The sequence below is a fragment of the Streptomyces sp. NPDC051563 genome (assembly GCF_044454225.1).
Taxonomy (GTDB): Bacteria; Actinomycetota; Actinomycetes; order Streptomycetales; family Streptomycetaceae; genus Streptomyces.
Genome location: NZ_JBITDL010000001.1, coordinates 393328 through 410331 on the forward strand (window position 1 = coordinate 393328; position 17004 = coordinate 410331).

General features: G+C 67.0%; 17 protein-coding genes and 1 rRNA gene. 12 read left to right on the forward strand and 6 right to left on the reverse strand.

The genetic code is table 11. The features are described 5' to 3' along the window. Positions 1-220 precede the first annotated feature (220 nt). From ACIA8F_RS01890 to ACIA8F_RS01915, 6 genes are all read left to right on the forward strand, one after another. Positions 221-436 (forward strand): hypothetical protein, encoded by a 216-nt coding sequence (locus tag ACIA8F_RS01890; RefSeq protein ID WP_399376194.1) that lies wholly within the window; start codon positions 221-223, stop codon positions 434-436. Beyond that, entirely contained in the window at positions 433-705 is a 273-nt protein-coding gene (locus tag ACIA8F_RS01895; protein ID WP_399376195.1) for a hypothetical protein, read from the forward strand. The genes ACIA8F_RS01890 and ACIA8F_RS01895 overlap by 4 nt, the downstream gene beginning before the upstream one ends. 170 nt (positions 706-875) lie before the next feature. Beyond that, on the forward strand, positions 876-1235 hold the full coding sequence (locus tag ACIA8F_RS01900; RefSeq protein ID WP_399376196.1) for a hypothetical protein: 360 nt from the start codon (positions 876-878) through the stop codon (positions 1233-1235). 4 nt (positions 1236-1239) lie between these two features. Beyond that, complete coding sequence (locus ACIA8F_RS01905; protein WP_399376197.1) at positions 1240-2541, forward strand: radical SAM protein; 1302 nt, start codon at positions 1240-1242, stop codon at positions 2539-2541. Beyond that, positions 2538-3416, forward strand: a complete 879-nt coding sequence (locus ACIA8F_RS01910) for a radical SAM protein (RefSeq protein WP_399376198.1) — start codon at positions 2538-2540, stop codon at positions 3414-3416. Before ACIA8F_RS01905 ends, ACIA8F_RS01910 begins: the two co-directional genes overlap by 4 nt. A 14-nt stretch (positions 3417-3430) precedes the next feature. Continuing rightward, on the forward strand, positions 3431-4213 hold the full coding sequence (locus ACIA8F_RS01915) for a hypothetical protein (protein ID WP_399376199.1): 783 nt from the start codon (positions 3431-3433) through the stop codon (positions 4211-4213). 61 nt (positions 4214-4274) lie between these two features. Here the strand turns inward: ACIA8F_RS01915 and aspS are convergent, their stop codons facing one another. Then, positions 4275-5591, reverse strand: a complete 1317-nt coding sequence (gene aspS / locus ACIA8F_RS01920; RefSeq protein WP_399376200.1) for an aspartate--tRNA(Asn) ligase — start codon at positions 5589-5591, stop codon at positions 4275-4277. Between the two features lie 491 nt (positions 5592-6082). On the opposite strand from aspS, the gene ACIA8F_RS01925 reads away from it, so the two are divergent. After that, complete coding sequence (locus ACIA8F_RS01925; protein ID WP_399376201.1) at positions 6083-6550, forward strand: NUDIX hydrolase; 468 nt, start codon at positions 6083-6085, stop codon at positions 6548-6550. Between the two features lie 174 nt (positions 6551-6724). Here ACIA8F_RS01925 and ACIA8F_RS01930 read toward each other — a convergent pair whose 3' ends face one another. Then, positions 6725-7003, reverse strand: a complete 279-nt coding sequence (locus ACIA8F_RS01930) for a GntR family transcriptional regulator (protein ID WP_399376202.1) — start codon at positions 7001-7003, stop codon at positions 6725-6727. A 162-nt stretch (positions 7004-7165) separates the two neighbouring features. Between ACIA8F_RS01930 and ACIA8F_RS01935 the strand changes: the two genes are divergently transcribed. The 4 genes from ACIA8F_RS01935 (at position 7166) to rrf (ending at position 10860) form a co-directional block, all read left to right on the forward strand. Beyond that, on the forward strand, positions 7166-7543 hold the full coding sequence (locus tag ACIA8F_RS01935; RefSeq protein ID WP_399376203.1) for a hypothetical protein: 378 nt from the start codon (positions 7166-7168) through the stop codon (positions 7541-7543). 594 nt (positions 7544-8137) lie between these two features. Then, on the forward strand, positions 8138-8962 hold the full coding sequence (locus ACIA8F_RS01940; RefSeq protein WP_399376204.1) for a DUF4231 domain-containing protein: 825 nt from the start codon (positions 8138-8140) through the stop codon (positions 8960-8962). 852 nt (positions 8963-9814) lie between these two features. Then, positions 9815-10597: a hypothetical protein gene (locus tag ACIA8F_RS01945; protein WP_399376205.1), complete on the forward strand. Its 783-nt coding sequence runs from the start codon at positions 9815-9817 to the stop codon at positions 10595-10597. A 146-nt stretch (positions 10598-10743) separates the two neighbouring features. Beyond that, positions 10744-10860: ribosomal RNA gene (gene rrf / locus ACIA8F_RS01950) — 5S ribosomal RNA — on the forward strand. A 156-nt stretch (positions 10861-11016) separates the two neighbouring features. Here rrf and ACIA8F_RS01955 read toward each other — a convergent pair. From ACIA8F_RS01955 to ACIA8F_RS01970, 4 genes are all read right to left on the reverse strand, one after another. After that, a complete protein-coding gene (locus ACIA8F_RS01955; RefSeq protein ID WP_359235066.1) occupies positions 11017-12111 on the reverse strand; it encodes a BsuBI/PstI family type II restriction endonuclease in 1095 nt (364 codons plus the stop codon). Continuing rightward, complete coding sequence (locus tag ACIA8F_RS01960; RefSeq protein WP_399376206.1) at positions 12108-13847, reverse strand: hypothetical protein; 1740 nt, start codon at positions 13845-13847, stop codon at positions 12108-12110. Before ACIA8F_RS01960 ends, ACIA8F_RS01955 begins: the two co-directional genes overlap by 4 nt. A 576-nt stretch (positions 13848-14423) precedes the next feature. Further along, positions 14424-15938, reverse strand: coding sequence for a tyrosine recombinase XerC (gene xerC, locus ACIA8F_RS01965; RefSeq protein WP_399376207.1), 1515 nt, complete (start codon positions 15936-15938; stop codon positions 14424-14426). Then, positions 15935-16606 carry a helix-turn-helix domain-containing protein gene (locus ACIA8F_RS01970; protein ID WP_399376208.1) on the reverse strand — a complete coding sequence of 224 codons (672 nt, stop codon included), beginning with the start codon at positions 16604-16606 and terminating at the stop codon, positions 15935-15937. The genes xerC and ACIA8F_RS01970 overlap by 4 nt, the downstream gene beginning before the upstream one ends. Positions 16607-16735: 129 nt before the next feature. On the opposite strand from ACIA8F_RS01970, the gene ACIA8F_RS01975 reads away from it, so the two are divergent. Continuing rightward, positions 16736-16930: a hypothetical protein gene (locus ACIA8F_RS01975; protein WP_399264832.1), complete on the forward strand. Its 195-nt coding sequence runs from the start codon at positions 16736-16738 to the stop codon at positions 16928-16930. The last annotated feature ends 74 nt before the right edge of the window (positions 16931-17004 follow it).

Genomic DNA, 17004 nt, shown 5'->3' on the forward strand with positions numbered 1-17004 from the left:
GGTCAGGAGACGGGCCACAACGCCCCGCTCCACTTCGTGCCTACTGGCCAACACCCCTGCTGCGCAATGAAATCCGTGCAGATGACATCGCGGTGCCACCCCCATGACACCCCGGTCACCCTGGCGAGCACCAGATGACACCAACCGCGTCGTGGCCGTGACACCCGCACCAGAGGGACTCTTACGCCACCTCGACGACCCCGGCGAAAGGGAGTGGAACGTGAGCAGCCCCCGGCTTCCCCGACGAACCCCCGGCGCGACCAGCACGCACTACGAGGCCGTCGTGGCCCCGTACGTGGAGACGGCCGCCGGTACCCCGTCGGAGCGCCGCGGTCTGCCCCGGGCCGCCGCGGCGTTCCGTAGCCGGAACGGCGACCCCGCCACGTGGAGCTCTGCCCAGTTCGACGCCTTCCTCGGCCTCGGGGGAGCCCAATGAGCACGACCACGGAGGCGAACGTCTGGGTCACGGAGGACACATGGCACCGGCTCCTCGGCCAGGACGTCGCACACCCCAACAGCGGACGTCACGGGACCGTGGGCGCGGTCCTGATCTACGTATCGAAACTCACGGGCAGGCCGGTCAGGAAGGTGGCGCACATGCGCCCGATGGACCACTCGGGCCGGGAGTGGACCGCCGACCCGGACACCCTCCAGCCCCTACGGCCGGTCTCCCCGCCGGCACCGGACAACGGCACGCACAGCTGAACAGGCTTCCCGCCCGTTGTCGGCCAATCGGTCGACAACGGGCGGGGAACGGCGTCCCAGGGCGCTGCGCACCAAACCGGCGAGGTGCGTACGGCACCGGACCGGCGGCTAGCAAAGCGGATCAGAACGGCCCACCCCGGGCAGTCACCCTTCCAACAAGGAGATCAGTTATGCCGAAGCCCAGGCGAGAGAAGCAGAACCACCTGATCTACGCGGACGTCGTGGACTCCAAGTCCAAGGCGGGCGTGTGGATGGGGGAGCGCGCCTCCTTCCGCGACAAGCAGGCCCGCATCCTCGAGGCACTGAAGGACCGCACCGACTGGGTCAACCTGGAGGGCGCCGTCATGGTCATCAGTACCGAGCCCGCTGGCCTCACGGTCATCGCGCCGAACCCGACGCTCCCCGGCGTCATTGTCCTCTCCGACGGCGGTTCCCCCGCGGCCTCCGCCCGGCTCCAGGCCGACGCCGAGGACCAGGTCCGCGCCGTCATGGCCGAGCTGGGCATCGCCGAAGAGGAAACGGCGGCCTGACCCAGTGGCCACTCCCCAGCTGCTGTGGGGGAAATACTTCCAGTACGACCGGGACGGGGAAGCTGTCCTCCTCGACCCGGTCACGCTGGAGAGTGTGCTTCTCGACTCCGGCGAGGTCTCTGACCTCGCCGGGGTCCCCCCGACCGCGACACACTTATCCCTCGCCGGGCTCGGCTTCACCCAGGACGGCCCCCCGGCCGACCGCCGTGAAGCACTCCACCACCGCCTCCACACCCTGGGCATCGACCCGACACCGCGCAGGATCAGCGGCCTGCGGGTGGTGCTCACCGACCGCTGCAACATGGCCTGCACGTACTGCTTCGTCGACACCAACAGCGGCAAGCCCGACATGACGGAGCAGGAGCTCGCCGCCGGCCTTGAGTTCCTGTTCGAGCAGAACGCGGGACAGGAGGAGGTCTCGATCCAGTGGTTCGGCGGAGAGCCGACCATCCGCTTCGACCTCATGCAGTACGGCGACGAACTCGCCGACACCCTCGCCGCCCGCTACGGCGTCGAGCGGGTCCGGCGCACGGTGGTCACCAACGGCGCCCGCCTGACGGACGAGGCCCTCGACCACTTCGTACAGCGCGAGTACGGGGTGGGCATTTCCATCGACGGACCACCGGGGATCAACTCGGCGAACCGGCTCCTCCTCGGTGGCCAGCCCGCGGACGACCGCATCCGCCGCAACGTCCGGCGCCTGGTCGAGGCGAAGGGCCTGCATGTTGGCTGCAACCTCACCCCGACGGCGTCGAACATCGGGCGCCTGGCCGAGAGCGTGCAGTGGATCATCGACGACCTCGGCCTCAAGTTCATCTACGTCAACACGCCCATCCCCACCGGGGGCGAGTGGCGGGTGAACGGCGCCGACCTGGCCCGGGAGCTCTACGAGGCCCGCCTGACCGCACTCGGGAAGGGCGGGATGCTGTTCTCCGTCCTTGACCGGGCCTTCCAGGCCCTCGACACCCGTCGGCCGATGCTCTTCGACCACATGCAGGGCGACCGTAGCCTCAACGCCGCCCTGCTGCCGGGCAACCGGGTCAGCGTGTGCGACATCAACTTCACCGAGCCCGAGTTCCTCCACACACTCGACGAGCTCCGGTCGGACCCCAGCCGCCTCACACGGGCGACGAAGACGGTCGCGCCGATTCCCGCGTGCGGCGACTGCCCGGCGTTGGCCATCTGCGGCGGCCCGTCGCGCAACGAGCAGGCGCTCATCGGTGGCAGCACCCCCGACCCGCAGATGTGCGCCTTCTACACCAGCACCGTGGCCATCGCGGTCTGGGACAACACGGGGGTGCAATGAGTACCCCCGTTCGTACGGCGCTGGTCTCGACGGCCGGCCACTGCGAGGTCGCGTGCAGCTTCTGCTTCCGGGCCGACCGCGCCCGCGGCTTCCTCACCACCGCGACGTACACGCGTGCCCTGTCGCGGCTGAAGGAGACTGGGGTGGAGGGCGTGTGCCTCACGGGTGGTGAGCCGACCCACCACCCAGAGCTCCGGCAGCTCGTCCGCCTGGCCCTCCAGTTCGGCATGACGGTGTCCATGGTGACCTCGGCCCGGTCCGAGGCTGAGGTCGCTGCCCTCGCGGAGGTCGGTCACCTTCTGACCAACGTGACCGTCTCCGCGGACTCGCAGGGCGCGATGACACTGGGCCGCACCACCCGGAGTGCGGCGTCGGCGGTCTCGACGCTGGACGCCGTCGGCACTCCCTCGAAGGTCCTGCACCTGACCTACTGGGATGTGGACGTCGAGGAAGCCGCGCAGCTCGCTGACCTCGTAGCGGGAACGGGGATCGACGTTCAGCTCAGCCCCGTTCTCCTCTCCGAGAGCGCCCTGCGCCGGGATGGCCGATCGCTCCAGGACTCCCTGATGCAGAGGGCGCGCGACACGGCGGCACTCGACCAGTACTTCCGCCTGTCCAACGGATACCGGTCCTACCTCGACGACCTGCGACAGCTACAGCTGTCCAAGGACGAGAGCCACCCCTGCCGGTCGGCCACCCTCTACATGTCGGCCGACGGCGAGGTTCGGCACTGCCCCTACGGAGCATCCGAGGTCAGTGTCCACGCCCCGCGTACCGAGATCCGAGCCTTCCTCGACGCGCCGGCCACGGACCGCGTCGGACCCGACTGCGCCGCCATCTGCCGCCCCGCATCCCGCGACTGCGCGGCGGCCTGACCTTGGGGGTCCACGTGCAACCGTCGGTCTCCGTCACCGATCCCAACGACTTCAACACCCACTGGAGGAAGCCGCCGAACTTCCGCATGCAGGTCCCGTTCGACTACCTGTTCCTGCCGGCGATCGACATCCTCGACCACGTCCGCCGGGACGAGGAGGTGCGGTTCACGATCCTCGGCGAGGACGACTGGAAGGTGCGCATGGACCGCACCGCGGCCTTCCGGACGGCCCCGGTCGAGGAGATCGCCACATGGCCGTTCCGCCTGGTGCACTTCAACCTCGCCCGGTTCTACGGCGAGATCCTGGCCGGCTTCCAGGACGAGGTCATGGTGCCCTGGCGCACCCATCTGTCGTCGCAGGGATTCACGTGGCAGCGGTGCGCGCCCATCCTGTTTCTGTCCACCGAAGGGGCGGCCTCGACCTACCACAACGACAACTCGCACGGTCTGGTGTGGCAGGTCCAAGGGATCAAGACCTTCCACAGCTACCACAACCCCGACAAGCACCTGTCCCCCGAAGCCGCGGTCCTCGGTGAGACCACCGCCGAAGATCCCCCACCGCACGACGAGGCGGCCCGGCAGTCGGTGACGATGCAGCCGGGCGACCAGCTGTGGAGCCACGCCCTAACCCCGCACTGGGTCACCACCGAATCGCCGCTCGCGCTCAGCGTCACCCTCTCTCACGGCGGCCTGTCCCGCAGCGGTCGATACGCCGACCGCGAGCTTGCCCTGCGCGACCACTGGGACAAGAACCCCGCCGAGGCGTGGACGCTCGACCTCGGCCACACCCGGTACTGAGCGAACGCCTGCTGCCCCACCGCCAGGCCGGCGGTGGGGCAGCGGTGCGTCTACCCCTGGCTCAGGGGGTGAGGCGGTTCGGCCCCCGGAACAGGAACGCGGCTTCGCGGATCGAGTCGAGGCCGAGCATGACCATCAGGATCCGGCCCAGGCCGGCGCCGAGGCCGCCGTGGGGCGGGCAGCCGAAGCGGAAAATGTTCATGTAGTCCTGCATCGGCTCGGTGTCCATGCTCTTCTCCTCCGCCTGCTTGAGCAGCACGTCGGAGCGGTGCTCTCGCTGGGCCCCGGTGGTGATCTCCAGGCCCTTCCAGAGCAGGTCGAAGCTGAGCGTCAGGTCCGGCCGGTCGGCCGGGCGCATGTGGTAGAAGGGCCGGATGCTGGCCGGGTAGTGCGTGATGAACACGAACTCGTGGCCTGTGAGCTCCTTCATGTGGGCGGCGATGGTGCGCTCGCCTTCCGGGTCCAGGTCCTCCTTGACGCCTTCGGGGTCCCAGCCGCCGGCCCGCAGGATCTCCTGCGCCTCGGCCATCGTGATCCTGGGGAACGGCGCCTCCGGCACGACGACCTCGACGCCGCAGACCTCCCGGATCGCCTCACCGTGGACCGCGGCGACCTTCGCGATGGCGTGGGCGAGCATCCGCTCCTCGAACGCCATCACGTCCTCGACGTCGTCGATCCACGACAGCTCGACGTCCACGCCGGTGAACTCGGTCGCGTGCCGCGAGGTGTACGACGGCTCGGCCCGGAAGACGGGACCGATCTCGAAGACCCGGTCGATGCCGGCTGCCACGGCCATCTGCTTGTAGAACTGCGGCGACTGCGCGAGGTAGGCCGAGCGGTCGAAGTACCCGAGCTTGAACACCTCCGCGCCGGACTCCGAGGCGGTGCCCATCAGCTTCGGCGTGTGCATCTCCGTGCAGCCGTTCCGCATGGCGTACTCGCGCAGCCCCTGCTCCAGGGTCGTCTGCGCGGCGAACACCATCTGCGCGGTGGCCCGCTTGCGTACGTCGAGGAACCGCCAGTCGAGCCGGTGCTCGGGGCCGGTGTGCTCGTCGATTGGCAGCGGCGTTTCCGCCCGGTTCAGCACCTCGATCGTCTCGGGGACGATCTCCAGGCCGCCCAGGTTGACCTGAGCCGCCTCTACGACGCGTCCGGTGATCCGGACTGCGGACTCGGGAGTGAGTGATTCGATGACGGCTTCGAGCGGGCCGCCGTCGCGCTTGTGGGTCACCTGGGCCATGCCGGAGTGGTCCCGCAGGATGACGAACTGCATCTTGCGCTGCAGCCGGAGTGCGTTCACCCAGCCGGAGACGGTGACGGTCTGGTCGACGTGTGCGCGTAGGTCAGAAACCAGTACGCGGCTAGTGGTGTGGATCATCGCAGCCCTCCAGGGGCGTCGTCATGATCCCTTGGAAGCGTGGGCGAGAAGGGTACTCGCGGTGCCACCACGCCTTTGCCACCGCCAGACAGCGGCGGCCTCATTCAGCCCGATGACGGGGGCAAACCGGCGGGGCATTGGGCCCGAGGGCCTTTCCTCCCCGCGCTCGGGAGGGTCTTCACCATGGGTGCGAGTCCGCCTTCACAGCTGCTGGCGGCTCTCTCTGCTCGCGTGATCCGTGGCTACTCGTCTCCGTCGACGCGTTGGTCACGAGGATAGGGATCCAGCAAGCCCCTCGCAACGGATTCACGGGGGTGGCGCACCAGGTGACCGGATGGTGTCCCTGCCGAGGCCAGATAGGAGACCCCCGTCGCGCATCGCTGCTGCTTTGTAAGGCCGCCACGAGAATGCGCGGCAACTACGATCAGGGCCGCGAAGCCGTCCGGGCCGCTTGCGGCCCTGGACTCCCGACCAGGAGGGGACCGCCGCACATGGGTAGGACTGAGTACTACAACGACCCGGCCGCGCCGAAGGCCAACACCCTCATCCCCGCCAGCAACCTGCTCGTCGTCGACGACACCGGTGCCGTCCTCCTCCAGCGCCGCCGCGACACCGGCCAGTGGGCCCTGCCCGGAGGTGCCCAGGACATCGGCGAGACGGCCGCCCAGTGCGCGGTGCGCGAATGCGTGGAGGAGACGGGCATCGTCGCTGAGATCACCGGCTTCCTCGGTGTCTACACGAACCCCCGCCACATCGTGGCCTACACCGACGGCGAGATCCGCCAGCAGTACGAAAGCACCTACATCGGGCGCCCCGTGGGTGGTGAGCCCGCGATCAACGACGAGGCCGACGGCGTCCGCTTCGTCGAGCCCGCTGAGCTCGACCAGTACGACATCCACCCCAGCATGCGGCAGCAAATCGGCGACTACCTCGCCGGCACGTACCCCTACCTCGGCTGAACTGCCAGCCCCGCCTTCGCCCGTTCCGCGGCAGCGAACACGCGCGCAGCGTCTGACGGATGAATCGTCCCTCGCCGGCATCCCCGCATTGGCCCACGACCTGGCCCCGCCTCTCGGAGTGATCAGCTCTCCATCCGGCGGGGCCGCCTTCCGTAGGGGATGGGCGCGGTCGTCTCACTCGTGCGCGGTCGGGGCGTCCGGCTTCTGCTCGGCGATATAGGTACCGCGCCCCGGCACCGCGTACACGAGTCCTTCGTCGGCGAGCACGGAGATCGAGCGGCGGACGGTCGGGCGGGAAAGCCCGTACTCGTCCGCGAGGGCGTTCTCACCAGGAATTGCCCGGTTCGGCTTCCAGTCGCCCCGCTTCACGCGCGCTCGCAGGATCCCCGCGAGCTGTTGAAACGGCGCGTCGGGCGCATCGCGCTGCACTTGGTCATCCGGCCCGTACTCCATGGGCCGACGGTATCCGGCCGATCCCATGACGGCATTCCCTGACAGGGGTATACAGCCCTTTACAGGCTTTGACAGGTCGGGCTAGGGTCGCCCACGAAAAGACCCCCGCGACGCAGCGAACGTCCGGGGGCGTGGCCCATCAGCCCTTGGGAGCTGACGAACATGACCGACTTTATCGCGCGCTTTGCGCGCCTCCTCGCTGTGCTGTTACCCGCGGGAGGAAAGCACCGCTCCACCGTCACGTCGGAGCCGGCGCCCACGCCGTTCTCGTCGCCACGGCTACCGCTGCCGGAGCATAAGAGCCCATATGCCCACGAGGCTGCGCAGCGGCAGGCCTTCGTGGACACGATCAACCCCGTGCGCCCCTACGTCATCGCACCGCCCCGCAGGCGCCCGGACGACCCGAAGCGTCGGGCCCAGGCGGAACGCCGCTGGGCACTGGATATGGCGCTGCGCGGAATCGACGTGGGCCCGACAGTAATCCACGGCAGGCAGGTGCGCCCTGACAGCCGGACGACCCGGGTGGCGGTGGGGGCATGACGACCGTTTCCTGCTGCCGCTGCGAGCGGGCGACAGCCGCCCCCGTCGAGGTAAGCCACCTCGAGCGGACGAGCGGCCCCGGCGTCACGTTGTACGCCTGTCCCGATTGCGCGCCGCACCTCTCCCCAGGCCCCCTTCTGGCAGAGGCGACCCCGCCGCCGGGTGGCTGACTTACACAGGCGACGCCCCGCCCGGACAGCCGTAGCGGGGCCTCGTCGTCTCGAAGGGGTACCCGATGCTGCCGCTTTGGGTGAAGGGGGTCAACGGGAAACGGCACGCAGCCACCGATCTCATGGACGTGATTCTTTTTCTAGGAGGCCGCGGAGAGATATCGAAAATTTGTTTTGATCATGGCTCGAATCCGACTTCAAATGGCCTCGCCCCTGCTCAGATGGGCTGCTTTTCGCCATGGGGATCTTGGCTCGATCCCACCCAGCGAGAATGGCCTGTAAGTCGCTCTTGTTCACCCGCTGGGCCGGATTTATGATCGCCAACTTGTATCGCTGAAGGTCTGGATATTCAGTGACTGCTGGGGCGAGTGGGGCGAGGCGGGGGCCGCGAATGAGCCAGGGGAGTACCGAGCCGACTGCTGTCATGTCTGAGGAAGATGAGGCGGAGCGGCAGAGGGAATATCGAAACCATGTAAAGCTCTTTGACGAGATCGAAGATGATCTCCGGACGTCACGGACCTTCCAGAGGATCTACGTCCTGTGTTTGATGGGTGGGATCACCCTCACCTTCCTTCTGGGCTACACGGTCATCGTGGGGCTATGGGAGTCGCAGCCTGTCTTCACTCGGTGGGCTGGCCTCATCATCGTGAACTGCCTGTGGATCGCGATGGGGTGGGCGCTGTGGAAGAACCGCAAGAAGATTGTCAACCGGACTGGCGCGCTGCGTAACGCACTTCAGGACCGGCAGACCGCCGCCGCTAAGCTCCCCCTTGACTCGCCCTCCGGACTCCGCATCTATCGCGAAGCGTCCCTCGATCTGATTGACCAGTATCGAAAATCAGCGAACAAGAATCGACGCATCCACAACTTCTTCCAGGGCATCATCATCACTGGGTCGATCGTCACCTCCACCCTTGCGGCGATGAATGAGGGAAGTAGCCAGGTCTTACGGCTCTCCGCATCTGCCCTCAGCGCACTCGTCGGCATTTCGGCTGGCGTGACCGGATACTTCAAATTCCGCGAGCGTGGATACAACCTCCAGTCGACGGCCGACGACATCGAGAAGCACTACAACGCGTCTCAGTTCATGCTTGATGAGTACGCGGGTCGCGATGATGAGCCGCCACTTCCTGAGGCTGAGCGGCTCAGGATGTTCGCGCGTTACGTGGAACGGCTGAAGGAAGAACAGAGGAAGCGCGAGCTTCAGCTTGAAACGTCCAGCTCCGGCAACGAGGAGCGTGCGAGCTGATGTCCGTTCCGTGTGCTCCGGTGAGCGTGTGCTGCGGCTTTGCCACGGTCAGGCGGTTGACCAGGCCGGCTGGAGACCCGCATTGAGGCCGCACACAACCAGATGGCTCCTCGCCCCGCGCTGGCAGTGGAAGGCCCGAAGGCTCATCGCTGCTCATGGTGCATCTATGTCCCCCACAACAGCCTGGTGCCTTGTCGCGCTCGCACGAGACCCGGGGTACATCCCATTCGTACAGCACATCGTGGCTCAGCGACTGCCAGGTGAATCGGTGGCACCGGGGGTAGTCCTTGACTCATGGCAAAGCCTTGAACCACGTGAGCAAGCAAGACGCATCGCCTGGCTCGACCGGCATAAGGCCACCCCTCTGCACCGGCTGGGTGTGCCCGAGGAGGTCATTGAGTTAGCAGGCCTCCATGTAGTTGAGTGGCGGCTCCCGCCAGGGCGAGACCTGGCCTCCATCGTTGCCCAGAACCGCCCCCGTTCCGCAGGTGATCCCTCGTAACCCTGAAGTCGTCTGTTGATCGGTTGAAGGGGCGACCTCACCAGCAGGGGAAGAACAACACCCCTGCGCCGAGGTTCCCCCCAATGGGATCGGACTTGGGCCTTGCGCGGGCTACGGAGGACCAAGCCAAGAATCGACACGGCGACGTGCATGCCCGCGGGTTAGAGACCTGCGTACTCCTGCACGCTGCCCCCGTGTTCGAAGGCCGAGGCTGAGGCGTGCCACGCCCCTCAGCCTGATGGGCGAAGCTGATGAACGGGCGCCCGAAATCGCTGAAGATGGAGCTTGGCACGGCGGCGCCGGGCCAAGAGCCAAGAGCAAGCGAGGGGAACGGGGACAGCGTGACTGACGTGGAGCGCATGCTCGAAGAGGCGCAGGCCATGATGACGGAGGAGGTCTTCGAGGGGGTGCTAAAAGCGCAAGGCATCGATCCCGATGACCTGTCCCCGCTTCAGAGTCTCCTCGCCATTGGTCTCACGAACGGGGCATGGCGCAACAGCTGCGTGGAGAACTGGCATGCCGAGGGGCGTCTGTCCGACGGCGACATGCTGCGGATCAACAGCCACACCACGCTCGGTATACGCCAGCGCCTCCGCGGATGGTGCACGGAGTACGGCATCACCTCAGGGAGCAGCGAAGCGTTCGAGAATGTCACCGTCGAGGACGTGGACGTCCTTGGGCATCGACTCTTCAAGTGGCTGACCAACCCTGACCGCAAGCTTCCGACCGGCATGACCCTGGGCGAGCTCGCGCGAACCGATGAAGACCTCGCGGAGTACGAGGATCATGCGGACGGGAAGCTGGGAGCCTTCGTCGGCCAGATGGAGAAGAAGGGCGTCCGCCACGGCATCCTTTACACGGCCGGCCACGGCGCACTGGCCTGTGACCGCTGGTGGGGTCATCCCACTTGGCCCCCGCGCGTTGACCGCTTCATCTCCGTGCTGGACACCCCGGCGGATCCCCACTGGGGCGCTGACGGCGAGCGTCTCAAGCGCCTGGGACCAGAGCCGGCTGCCTTGCAGGACCGTGCCGTTCTGCGCGGGACACTGCTGCGGACGCCGTGGGAGCTCGACACGGAGGCCGCGGAGTGGGTCGTGGACTCTGGGATCGGGTACCTGACGGTGACCGTCTGAGGGCGATCTCCGGCCAGCTGCCCATCAGCGACCTGACCCACGCTCTTCGCCCATGTGTGCGGCAACACGCGCTCAGGGGATGTGTAGAATCGAGCGCAGAGAGTCGGACCTGACTGCACGTTCTTACGGTCTGGCAATCGAAGAATTTCGGTGGTCATTGCGTTAGGGAAACGCCCGGTTACATTCCGAACCCGGAAGCTAAGCCTTTCAGCGCCGATGGTACTGCAGGGGGGACCCTGTGGGAGAGTAGGACGCCGCCGAATAGATTTAAGAGGCCCTGTCTGCGAATTCGCAGACAGGGCCTCTCTTTGTTCCAGGGTCGTTCCTTCTCACCTGGCCGGGTGGATTGAGCTCCGTAGGCGCCCGAGGGCAAGCAATCTCGGGCGCCGTGCTGTCCGGCTGTTCGGGTCAGGCGTCAGTCAGGCGAAGCGCAGCTCATCCCAGGAGAGAAGGCCGTCAGGTTCGTTCGCGAACCAGGCGTAGGAGCCGTGAGCGAGGACTGGAAGCGACTTCTTGGCCTCCGAGGCCGTCCGCGATTCGAAGGCTGTAAGGAACCGGCACTTCTCGGCCTCAAGGCCGTGGGCCGTTGCCCAGTCGATGAGGGCCTGCCGGCGCTCCTCGGTGACTGGCCCGTCGCTGGCCACCACCTCGATGAACCAGAACTCGTCTCGGCTAGGGGCCAAGTCAGCCATAAGACAATCCGGGAGCAGAGTGGCCTGGTCGACTTCCAGGCCCATGTCCTTCAGGGCCTTGCCATCGAGAAGGTTTACCTTTTCTCCGGGCTGAGAGATGAAGAGCACGTTGGGCTCAACCAGGCTAGCGGCGAACTTCTCCACTACGCCCTTCAGAATCCAGCTGCTCGCGCCAGGGTGGAGCGTTCGCGTGCCCGCCCCCGGCAGCTGTACTTCGATGCTGTCGCTGCTAAGCGCAGGGTCGCGGAGAAGCGAGGCCCTGCGCCGTCCCGTCGGGGTGAGGTGGGTGCTGCGCCATTCCGTTATCGCGTCCTCGAGCTCGCTGCCGGAGAGGCTAGGTGCCAGCAGCGCCGCGAATCCCGGTTCGAGGGTGTAGCGGGGCCGTGGCGAGGTGGTCGCGATCTCTGTGCGGACCTGAATGGCGCCGTGCTTGATCAGAGCGTCGATGGACTCGTCGCGGACAGGCTCACGGCTGTTGTTCGCGTACCAGATCTTCCCGCGCTTGATCTCGGCTTCGAGACAGAGCTCGGTCACGTACTTCTCGCCACGCATGGCGGCTGTGTAGTACGCACGCCGCTGCGCTTCCTCGCGGCGTCCCGCCACGGCATCGCTCATCCAGGTCACCGTGGAGGGCCGGATCGGGCGCTGTCCTCCTATGGCGCCGACGTACATCGCCACAAAGACGGTGGCGGATGCCGCGGGGTTGGCCGTTGCTGTGACACCGGTGATCGACTGGGGGAGGATCAAACCCAGCCGCTCCAGGTACGCCTCTCGGGATTCCAGCAGCGGCGGGAGGTGCCAGTCCTCGTTTGGTTCGGTCACAACGTCAGACCATATACAGAGTTGATCGCTTCGGGGAGTGCCTCGGCCGGCAACGCAGCCCAGGCCCGCAGGGTTTGGGGTCCGGGCAGGGGCAAGGCGGCCAGCTCGTACGCGGAGACAGCTACGGAGCCAGTCAGGCACCGGTACAGACGATCTACGGCGTCGGAGTCCAGCAGCGCGCTAAGGAGCCTGGGGGTGAGGAGGCCATCAGGCTGGGCGCTCGTCAGCACGTTGACGTGGTTCTCCACCGAGACGCGACCGCCCCACCGCGTGAGTGTCTCCGAGTCAAGAGCGGCTGCAAGTAGCCGGCGGGGCTGCTCGGGGGCAGTCGTCCGCTGCACCAGAACCGCCGGGCGCTCCAGGACCAGGACACGATGGTCCTTCTCCCTCAGGTGGAGGTAACGCAACTTGTCCCGGGAGGGGTCCTGGTGCAGCTCGCCCCCTTCTAGATCGCCTGCCCAGACGATCTTCACGGAAATTTCGGATGGCTTCGGAGATAGCTGTGGCTTGTGCCGGTTCCAGACAAGCGGGCCAGTGGAGACCGACCAGCCGTAGTCGGCAAGGCGGCGCGTCATCTTCTGAGCCGCCTTGACAATGGGTAGGTCATCCGACTGCCGGGGCAGGAGCCACGGGCGGTCGGCGTCCTTCGGGAGCCGTCCCTTACCGATCACCTCGTGGGTCACCCGACCGTTCATGGTCAGGCGCTCACAGTCGGTGGCACGAGGACTCTTGCCCTTCCGGAAGGTGGCGAGGACCGTCTCCTGGAGGACTCCGGTGGAGAAGACACCGGAGCGGTCGGTCACGTACACCAAACTGATCAATGGCGTCGTGTCGGCGAGATAGGCGCGCAGGCGCTGGAAGTAGGAGCCGCCCAGCCACCCGGCAGGCACCAAGGCCGACGCCACGCCGCCCTCGGCGAGCTGCTCGGAAACGGCAGCCATGAAGAGCCCATATCGGTTGGCATGGCCGAAGACGACGTGCTGCCACTTCTCGCGATCCCCCTCCGAGAGCCGTACGCGGCCATAGGGCGGATTCATCAGCGTCAGTGTGGGAGGGGACGGGGGCGGAGCCAGACCGTCTCCTACTTGCAGGAGGGCTGGCAGCGGCCGACGCCGGGGAAGCGGCACCTTGGCCCACACCGGGAGCATCTCCGCAGCAAGCAGAACGTTGCCGAGCCACACAGCCGCGGCGTCCAGATCACGACCGCCGATAGAGGAGCTCACCGCAGCTAGGACCATCTCAGGCTGTGTGCCGGACTGCTCAGCAAGCCAGGCACGCAGAGCAGGCAGCAGCAGCATGCCAGCGCCGCAGGCAGGGTCCCATATCAGCCCGGATGGGCGGCGCCCGAGAACCCCTGCGGCTTGCTGATAGAGGGCCTCGGCAAGAGGTGCCGGCGTGTAGTGGCGGCCATCAGCTGTCCGGACAGAGCTCTCAAGAGAGACGACGTACGCGTCGGCCAGTTCCTCGGGAGACGCATCGAAGAGGTCCTCACGAGGAGTGATGCCGTCGAGATCATCCCAGTCGAGAGGAGCTGTCGGGAACGACATCGCGTCGTCGATGCCCAGCGTGTGAGAGTCGGTCGCCCCTGCCGCGGCTGCACGCCGGCGCCACCAATGCGGCACAGCAGCAAGGACAGCTAGTGACCTTGCGGAGAGGTCGGCCGAGCCGTGAGCAGCCAGGAACGCACGCTGGGCACGGTTCGCCCGGGTGGTCTCCACCGCTTCGGCCTCGATCACTTACGACCCCTCCTTGGTTCCACTGGACGCGCTCCCGGGCGGACCGCCCGGCTTGAGGATTTCACAACACACTCTGTGAACTCAGCAGTCTCGCTCTTCCCGCCAGCGTGGCCCTCATAGGTAAGGGGAGAGCGGCAGGCTTGCTCGCTCGTGCGCCGGACGGCGTCGTGTACTGCGACGGGGTTCGGCCCCGCGCCCACCGCGTCATCGTGCCGCCGAAACTGGTCGTATACGCAGGTCAGAGCCTACGCAATGCGGGAGCATTGCGGGAGCGGATGCCCTTGGATCATCGGCTCGTGGGCTGCACCAGGCTGCCTGAGCTGGACGATCGATAGCCTCTGACCTGCATGGGAGCTCGCGAGCGGGATTAAGACTCTTCAAGCTGGACGCACACCTTTCGACTTTTAATCCGTTGGTTGTCGGTTCGAGTCCGACATGGCCTACTGCTCGCAGGCGGGGGTTAACCCCTCTGACCTGCTACTGAGCGCCCCACCCGATTCTGATTGGGTGGGGCGCTCAGTCGTTTCCGGGCCCGTGCGTGAGCGATGCGTGAGCGGACGGCCCGTCACCCCCTGGTCAGGAGGCGGACGAACGGGCACGAGGTACCAGCTGGGCCGCCGCTTCTGCGGCTGCCTGGTCGACCTCGGGTAGCAGGCTCGTGTACGTGTCCGAGGTCAGCGTGATCGTGGAGTGCCGGAGCGTCTCCTTGATCGTGTGGAGGTCGCCACCACCGCCGTGGGTGAGGGTGGCCGAGACGTGGCGTAGATCACGAAGGGTGATCGGCGGCAGATCGGTGCGGGCGAGTATCTGCCGGAAGGTCTCCGACGCCGTGCCGGGGTGGAGCCAGGAGCCGTCCTCCTGGGTGAAGACCTTGCCTGTGTCCTGCCAGGCCGGGCCCCACTTCTCCCGCTCCGCGAGCTGGCGCACCCGGTGCTCACGCAGGGCGGTCACGTTCAGGCTGTCCAGCGCGATGGTGCTGGCGCTGCCGTCCGTCTTCGGTGCGGACTCGTACGGGTCCCAGCCGTCCACCACGATCTCCTTGGCCGGCGTGATCTGCCCGCCCTCCAGGTCGACGTCGGACCACTCCTGGCCGACGCACTCGCCGCGCCGCAGACCGCGGGTGCCGGAAAGGTGGAAGAAGGCGTACAGCCGGTCGCCCTCGGCCTCGTCGAGGAAGGCGCCGAACTGGGCCGGGGTCCAGACCATGACGGGAGAGGGCTTCTCGCCGGTGAGGCGCCACCGGGCCACGCGGGCGTCCGTCCACAGCAGGGGCTTCGGGCGCTTGCCGGACTCCAGCTCTACGTGGGACGCCGGGTTGAAGATGATGAGCTGTTGGCGTATCGCCCCGTTCAGCGCCGCCCGCAGGGTGCGGCGGATGCTCTGCCGGGTCGCGGGCCCGGTGGGCTTCCGGAAGGGCTCCATCGCGGCGAGCTTGGCCCGCTCGGCGGCCAGGAGCGCCCGCTCGGCCGCGACCGGCCTGCCGGCCTTGCTCGGCTTGCAACGGGCGATCTGCTCGCGCCGGGCCAGGTTGTGGGCCTCGATCGCCTCGTTGGCATCGGCAAGGGCGTCGAACATCTCGACCAAGTGGGCGACGTTCAGCCGGTCGAGGCGGAGGTGCCCGATGCGGGGCCGGAGGTGGACGCGGATGTGGGAGGCGTAGCCGTTCGTCGTGGTCTTGCGCGTCTTCTTCGACGCGAGCCAGCGGTCCAACCATTCGCCGACGGTGATCGACCCGAGGAGAGAGGTTCCGGCCCGCAGTCGGCGCCGGGTCTCCTCGACGTCAGGGAGCGGCGCCTTCTCGTCGGCCACTTGCTCCAGGAGCGCCGCGACGCTGGCGACGCTCTCGGGGTCGTCCGCCGCCGGTATGCCCAGGAGAGCACGTACGTGGTCCAGGTCGGCCTGCGCCGCCTTCAGGTTCTCGTACCCGGCGCGGTTGAAGGAGCGGCGGGTGCCGTCCTCGCGGGGCGGGAGTTCCTGGCGTACGGAGTAGGAGCCGTGCTTGCGGCTGGAGAGCTTGGGGCACGTCTTGCCGAGCGGCTTGCCGGTCTTCGGGTCGCGGCAGTAGCAGCGGCGGTGGGTGGAGCCCTTCAAATGTCGTCCTCTTCGTCGGTGTCGGGTGGGTCGATGTCGGCGAGTGCTGGTGGCAGCTCTGGCGGGGTGGCGGCTTCGTCGCGGATCTGTCCACGGACCATCTGGAGTTGCCAGGTGGCCTCTTTGACCTGTGAGTTGTAGCTGTCCCTCTTGCGTTCGGCTTCCTCGCGCTGGGCGGGGTTGGCCGCCGTCTCGGCGGCGAAACCGGCCCGTTCCGCTTCGCGCAGGGCGGCCTCGATGGTGCGGACCAGGCTGGCGTGGCGGTTGAAGTCGGGGATCAGCCCGGCATCGGAGTAGTAGCCCGGTTCCTCGCCGGTGAACATCCGCATGGCGTCCCAGGTCGAGACGGGGTGGCGGAAGGGAAGTTCCTGGGTCTCCTCGACGTAGCCGATGGGGAAGATCAGGCAGATCGGGGACGTATACAGGGCGGCGGCCAGGATCATGACGTCGACCAGGGGCAGGTTGGCCCTGCGGCCTGATTCCAGGTTGGCGATCACGTTGCGCGGGATGGGGTGGCCGAGCTCCTCACATCGCTCTGCCAGCCGCTGCGCGCTCCATCCCATCTCCTTCCTCCGCCGGCGCACTTCGGCGGCGACGTTGTTCTTGATCCGGTCGACCCATTCCGGGACGTCGTCCTCGTCTTCATCATCCAAGCGGTGTTGTGTCATGCAGACACAATATCTTTCTTACCGTGGAAGTCATACGCCTGGAGCCGGACGCGATGACGTGTTCGCCGTGGGCTGTGATGAGAGGAGCGCCTCGTGCGCGACGAAAGGATCGCAAGCCGGGTGAAGGGGATGGGCCGCGAGGAGCTGTTGGCCCTTCCTGTGGCCGTTGACCTGGACACAGGCAATCGTGCTCTGGGTCTCGGGCGGAGCAAGGGGTACGAGCTGGCGAAGCGAGGTCAGTACCCGTGCAAGGTGCTGCGGATGGGCAACGCCTACCGAGTGGTGACCGCGGACCTGCTGGGCCTGCTGGGTCTGGCGGCTTGAGGGGGCGGCACGTTAGCAGACGATTCTGCGCGGAGATGACACAGAAACGCTGGACTGTGTCCGGGGCCGGACGT

Coding starts and splice junctions, on each gene's coding strand:
- ACIA8F_RS01900 (WP_399376196.1), top strand. CDS start 876: ATGCCGAAGCCCAGGCGAGAGAAGCAGAACCACCTGATCTACGCGGAC.
- ACIA8F_RS01910 (WP_399376198.1), top strand. CDS start 2,538: ATGAGTACCCCCGTTCGTACGGCGCTGGTCTCGACGGCCGGCCACTGC.
- ACIA8F_RS01970 (WP_399376208.1), bottom strand. CDS start 16,606: ATGACACAACACCGCTTGGATGATGAAGACGAGGACGACGTCCCGGAA.
- aspS (WP_399376200.1), bottom strand. CDS start 5,591: ATGATCCACACCACTAGCCGCGTACTGGTTTCTGACCTACGCGCACAC.
- ACIA8F_RS01930 (WP_399376202.1), bottom strand. CDS start 7,003: ATGGAGTACGGGCCGGATGACCAAGTGCAGCGCGATGCGCCCGACGCG.
- ACIA8F_RS01895 (WP_399376195.1), top strand. CDS start 433: ATGAGCACGACCACGGAGGCGAACGTCTGGGTCACGGAGGACACATGG.
- ACIA8F_RS01935 (WP_399376203.1), top strand. CDS start 7,166: ATGACCGACTTTATCGCGCGCTTTGCGCGCCTCCTCGCTGTGCTGTTA.
- ACIA8F_RS01925 (WP_399376201.1), top strand. CDS start 6,083: ATGGGTAGGACTGAGTACTACAACGACCCGGCCGCGCCGAAGGCCAAC.
- ACIA8F_RS01940 (WP_399376204.1), top strand. CDS start 8,138: ATGTCTGAGGAAGATGAGGCGGAGCGGCAGAGGGAATATCGAAACCAT.
- ACIA8F_RS01975 (WP_399264832.1), top strand. CDS start 16,736: ATGGGCCGCGAGGAGCTGTTGGCCCTTCCTGTGGCCGTTGACCTGGAC.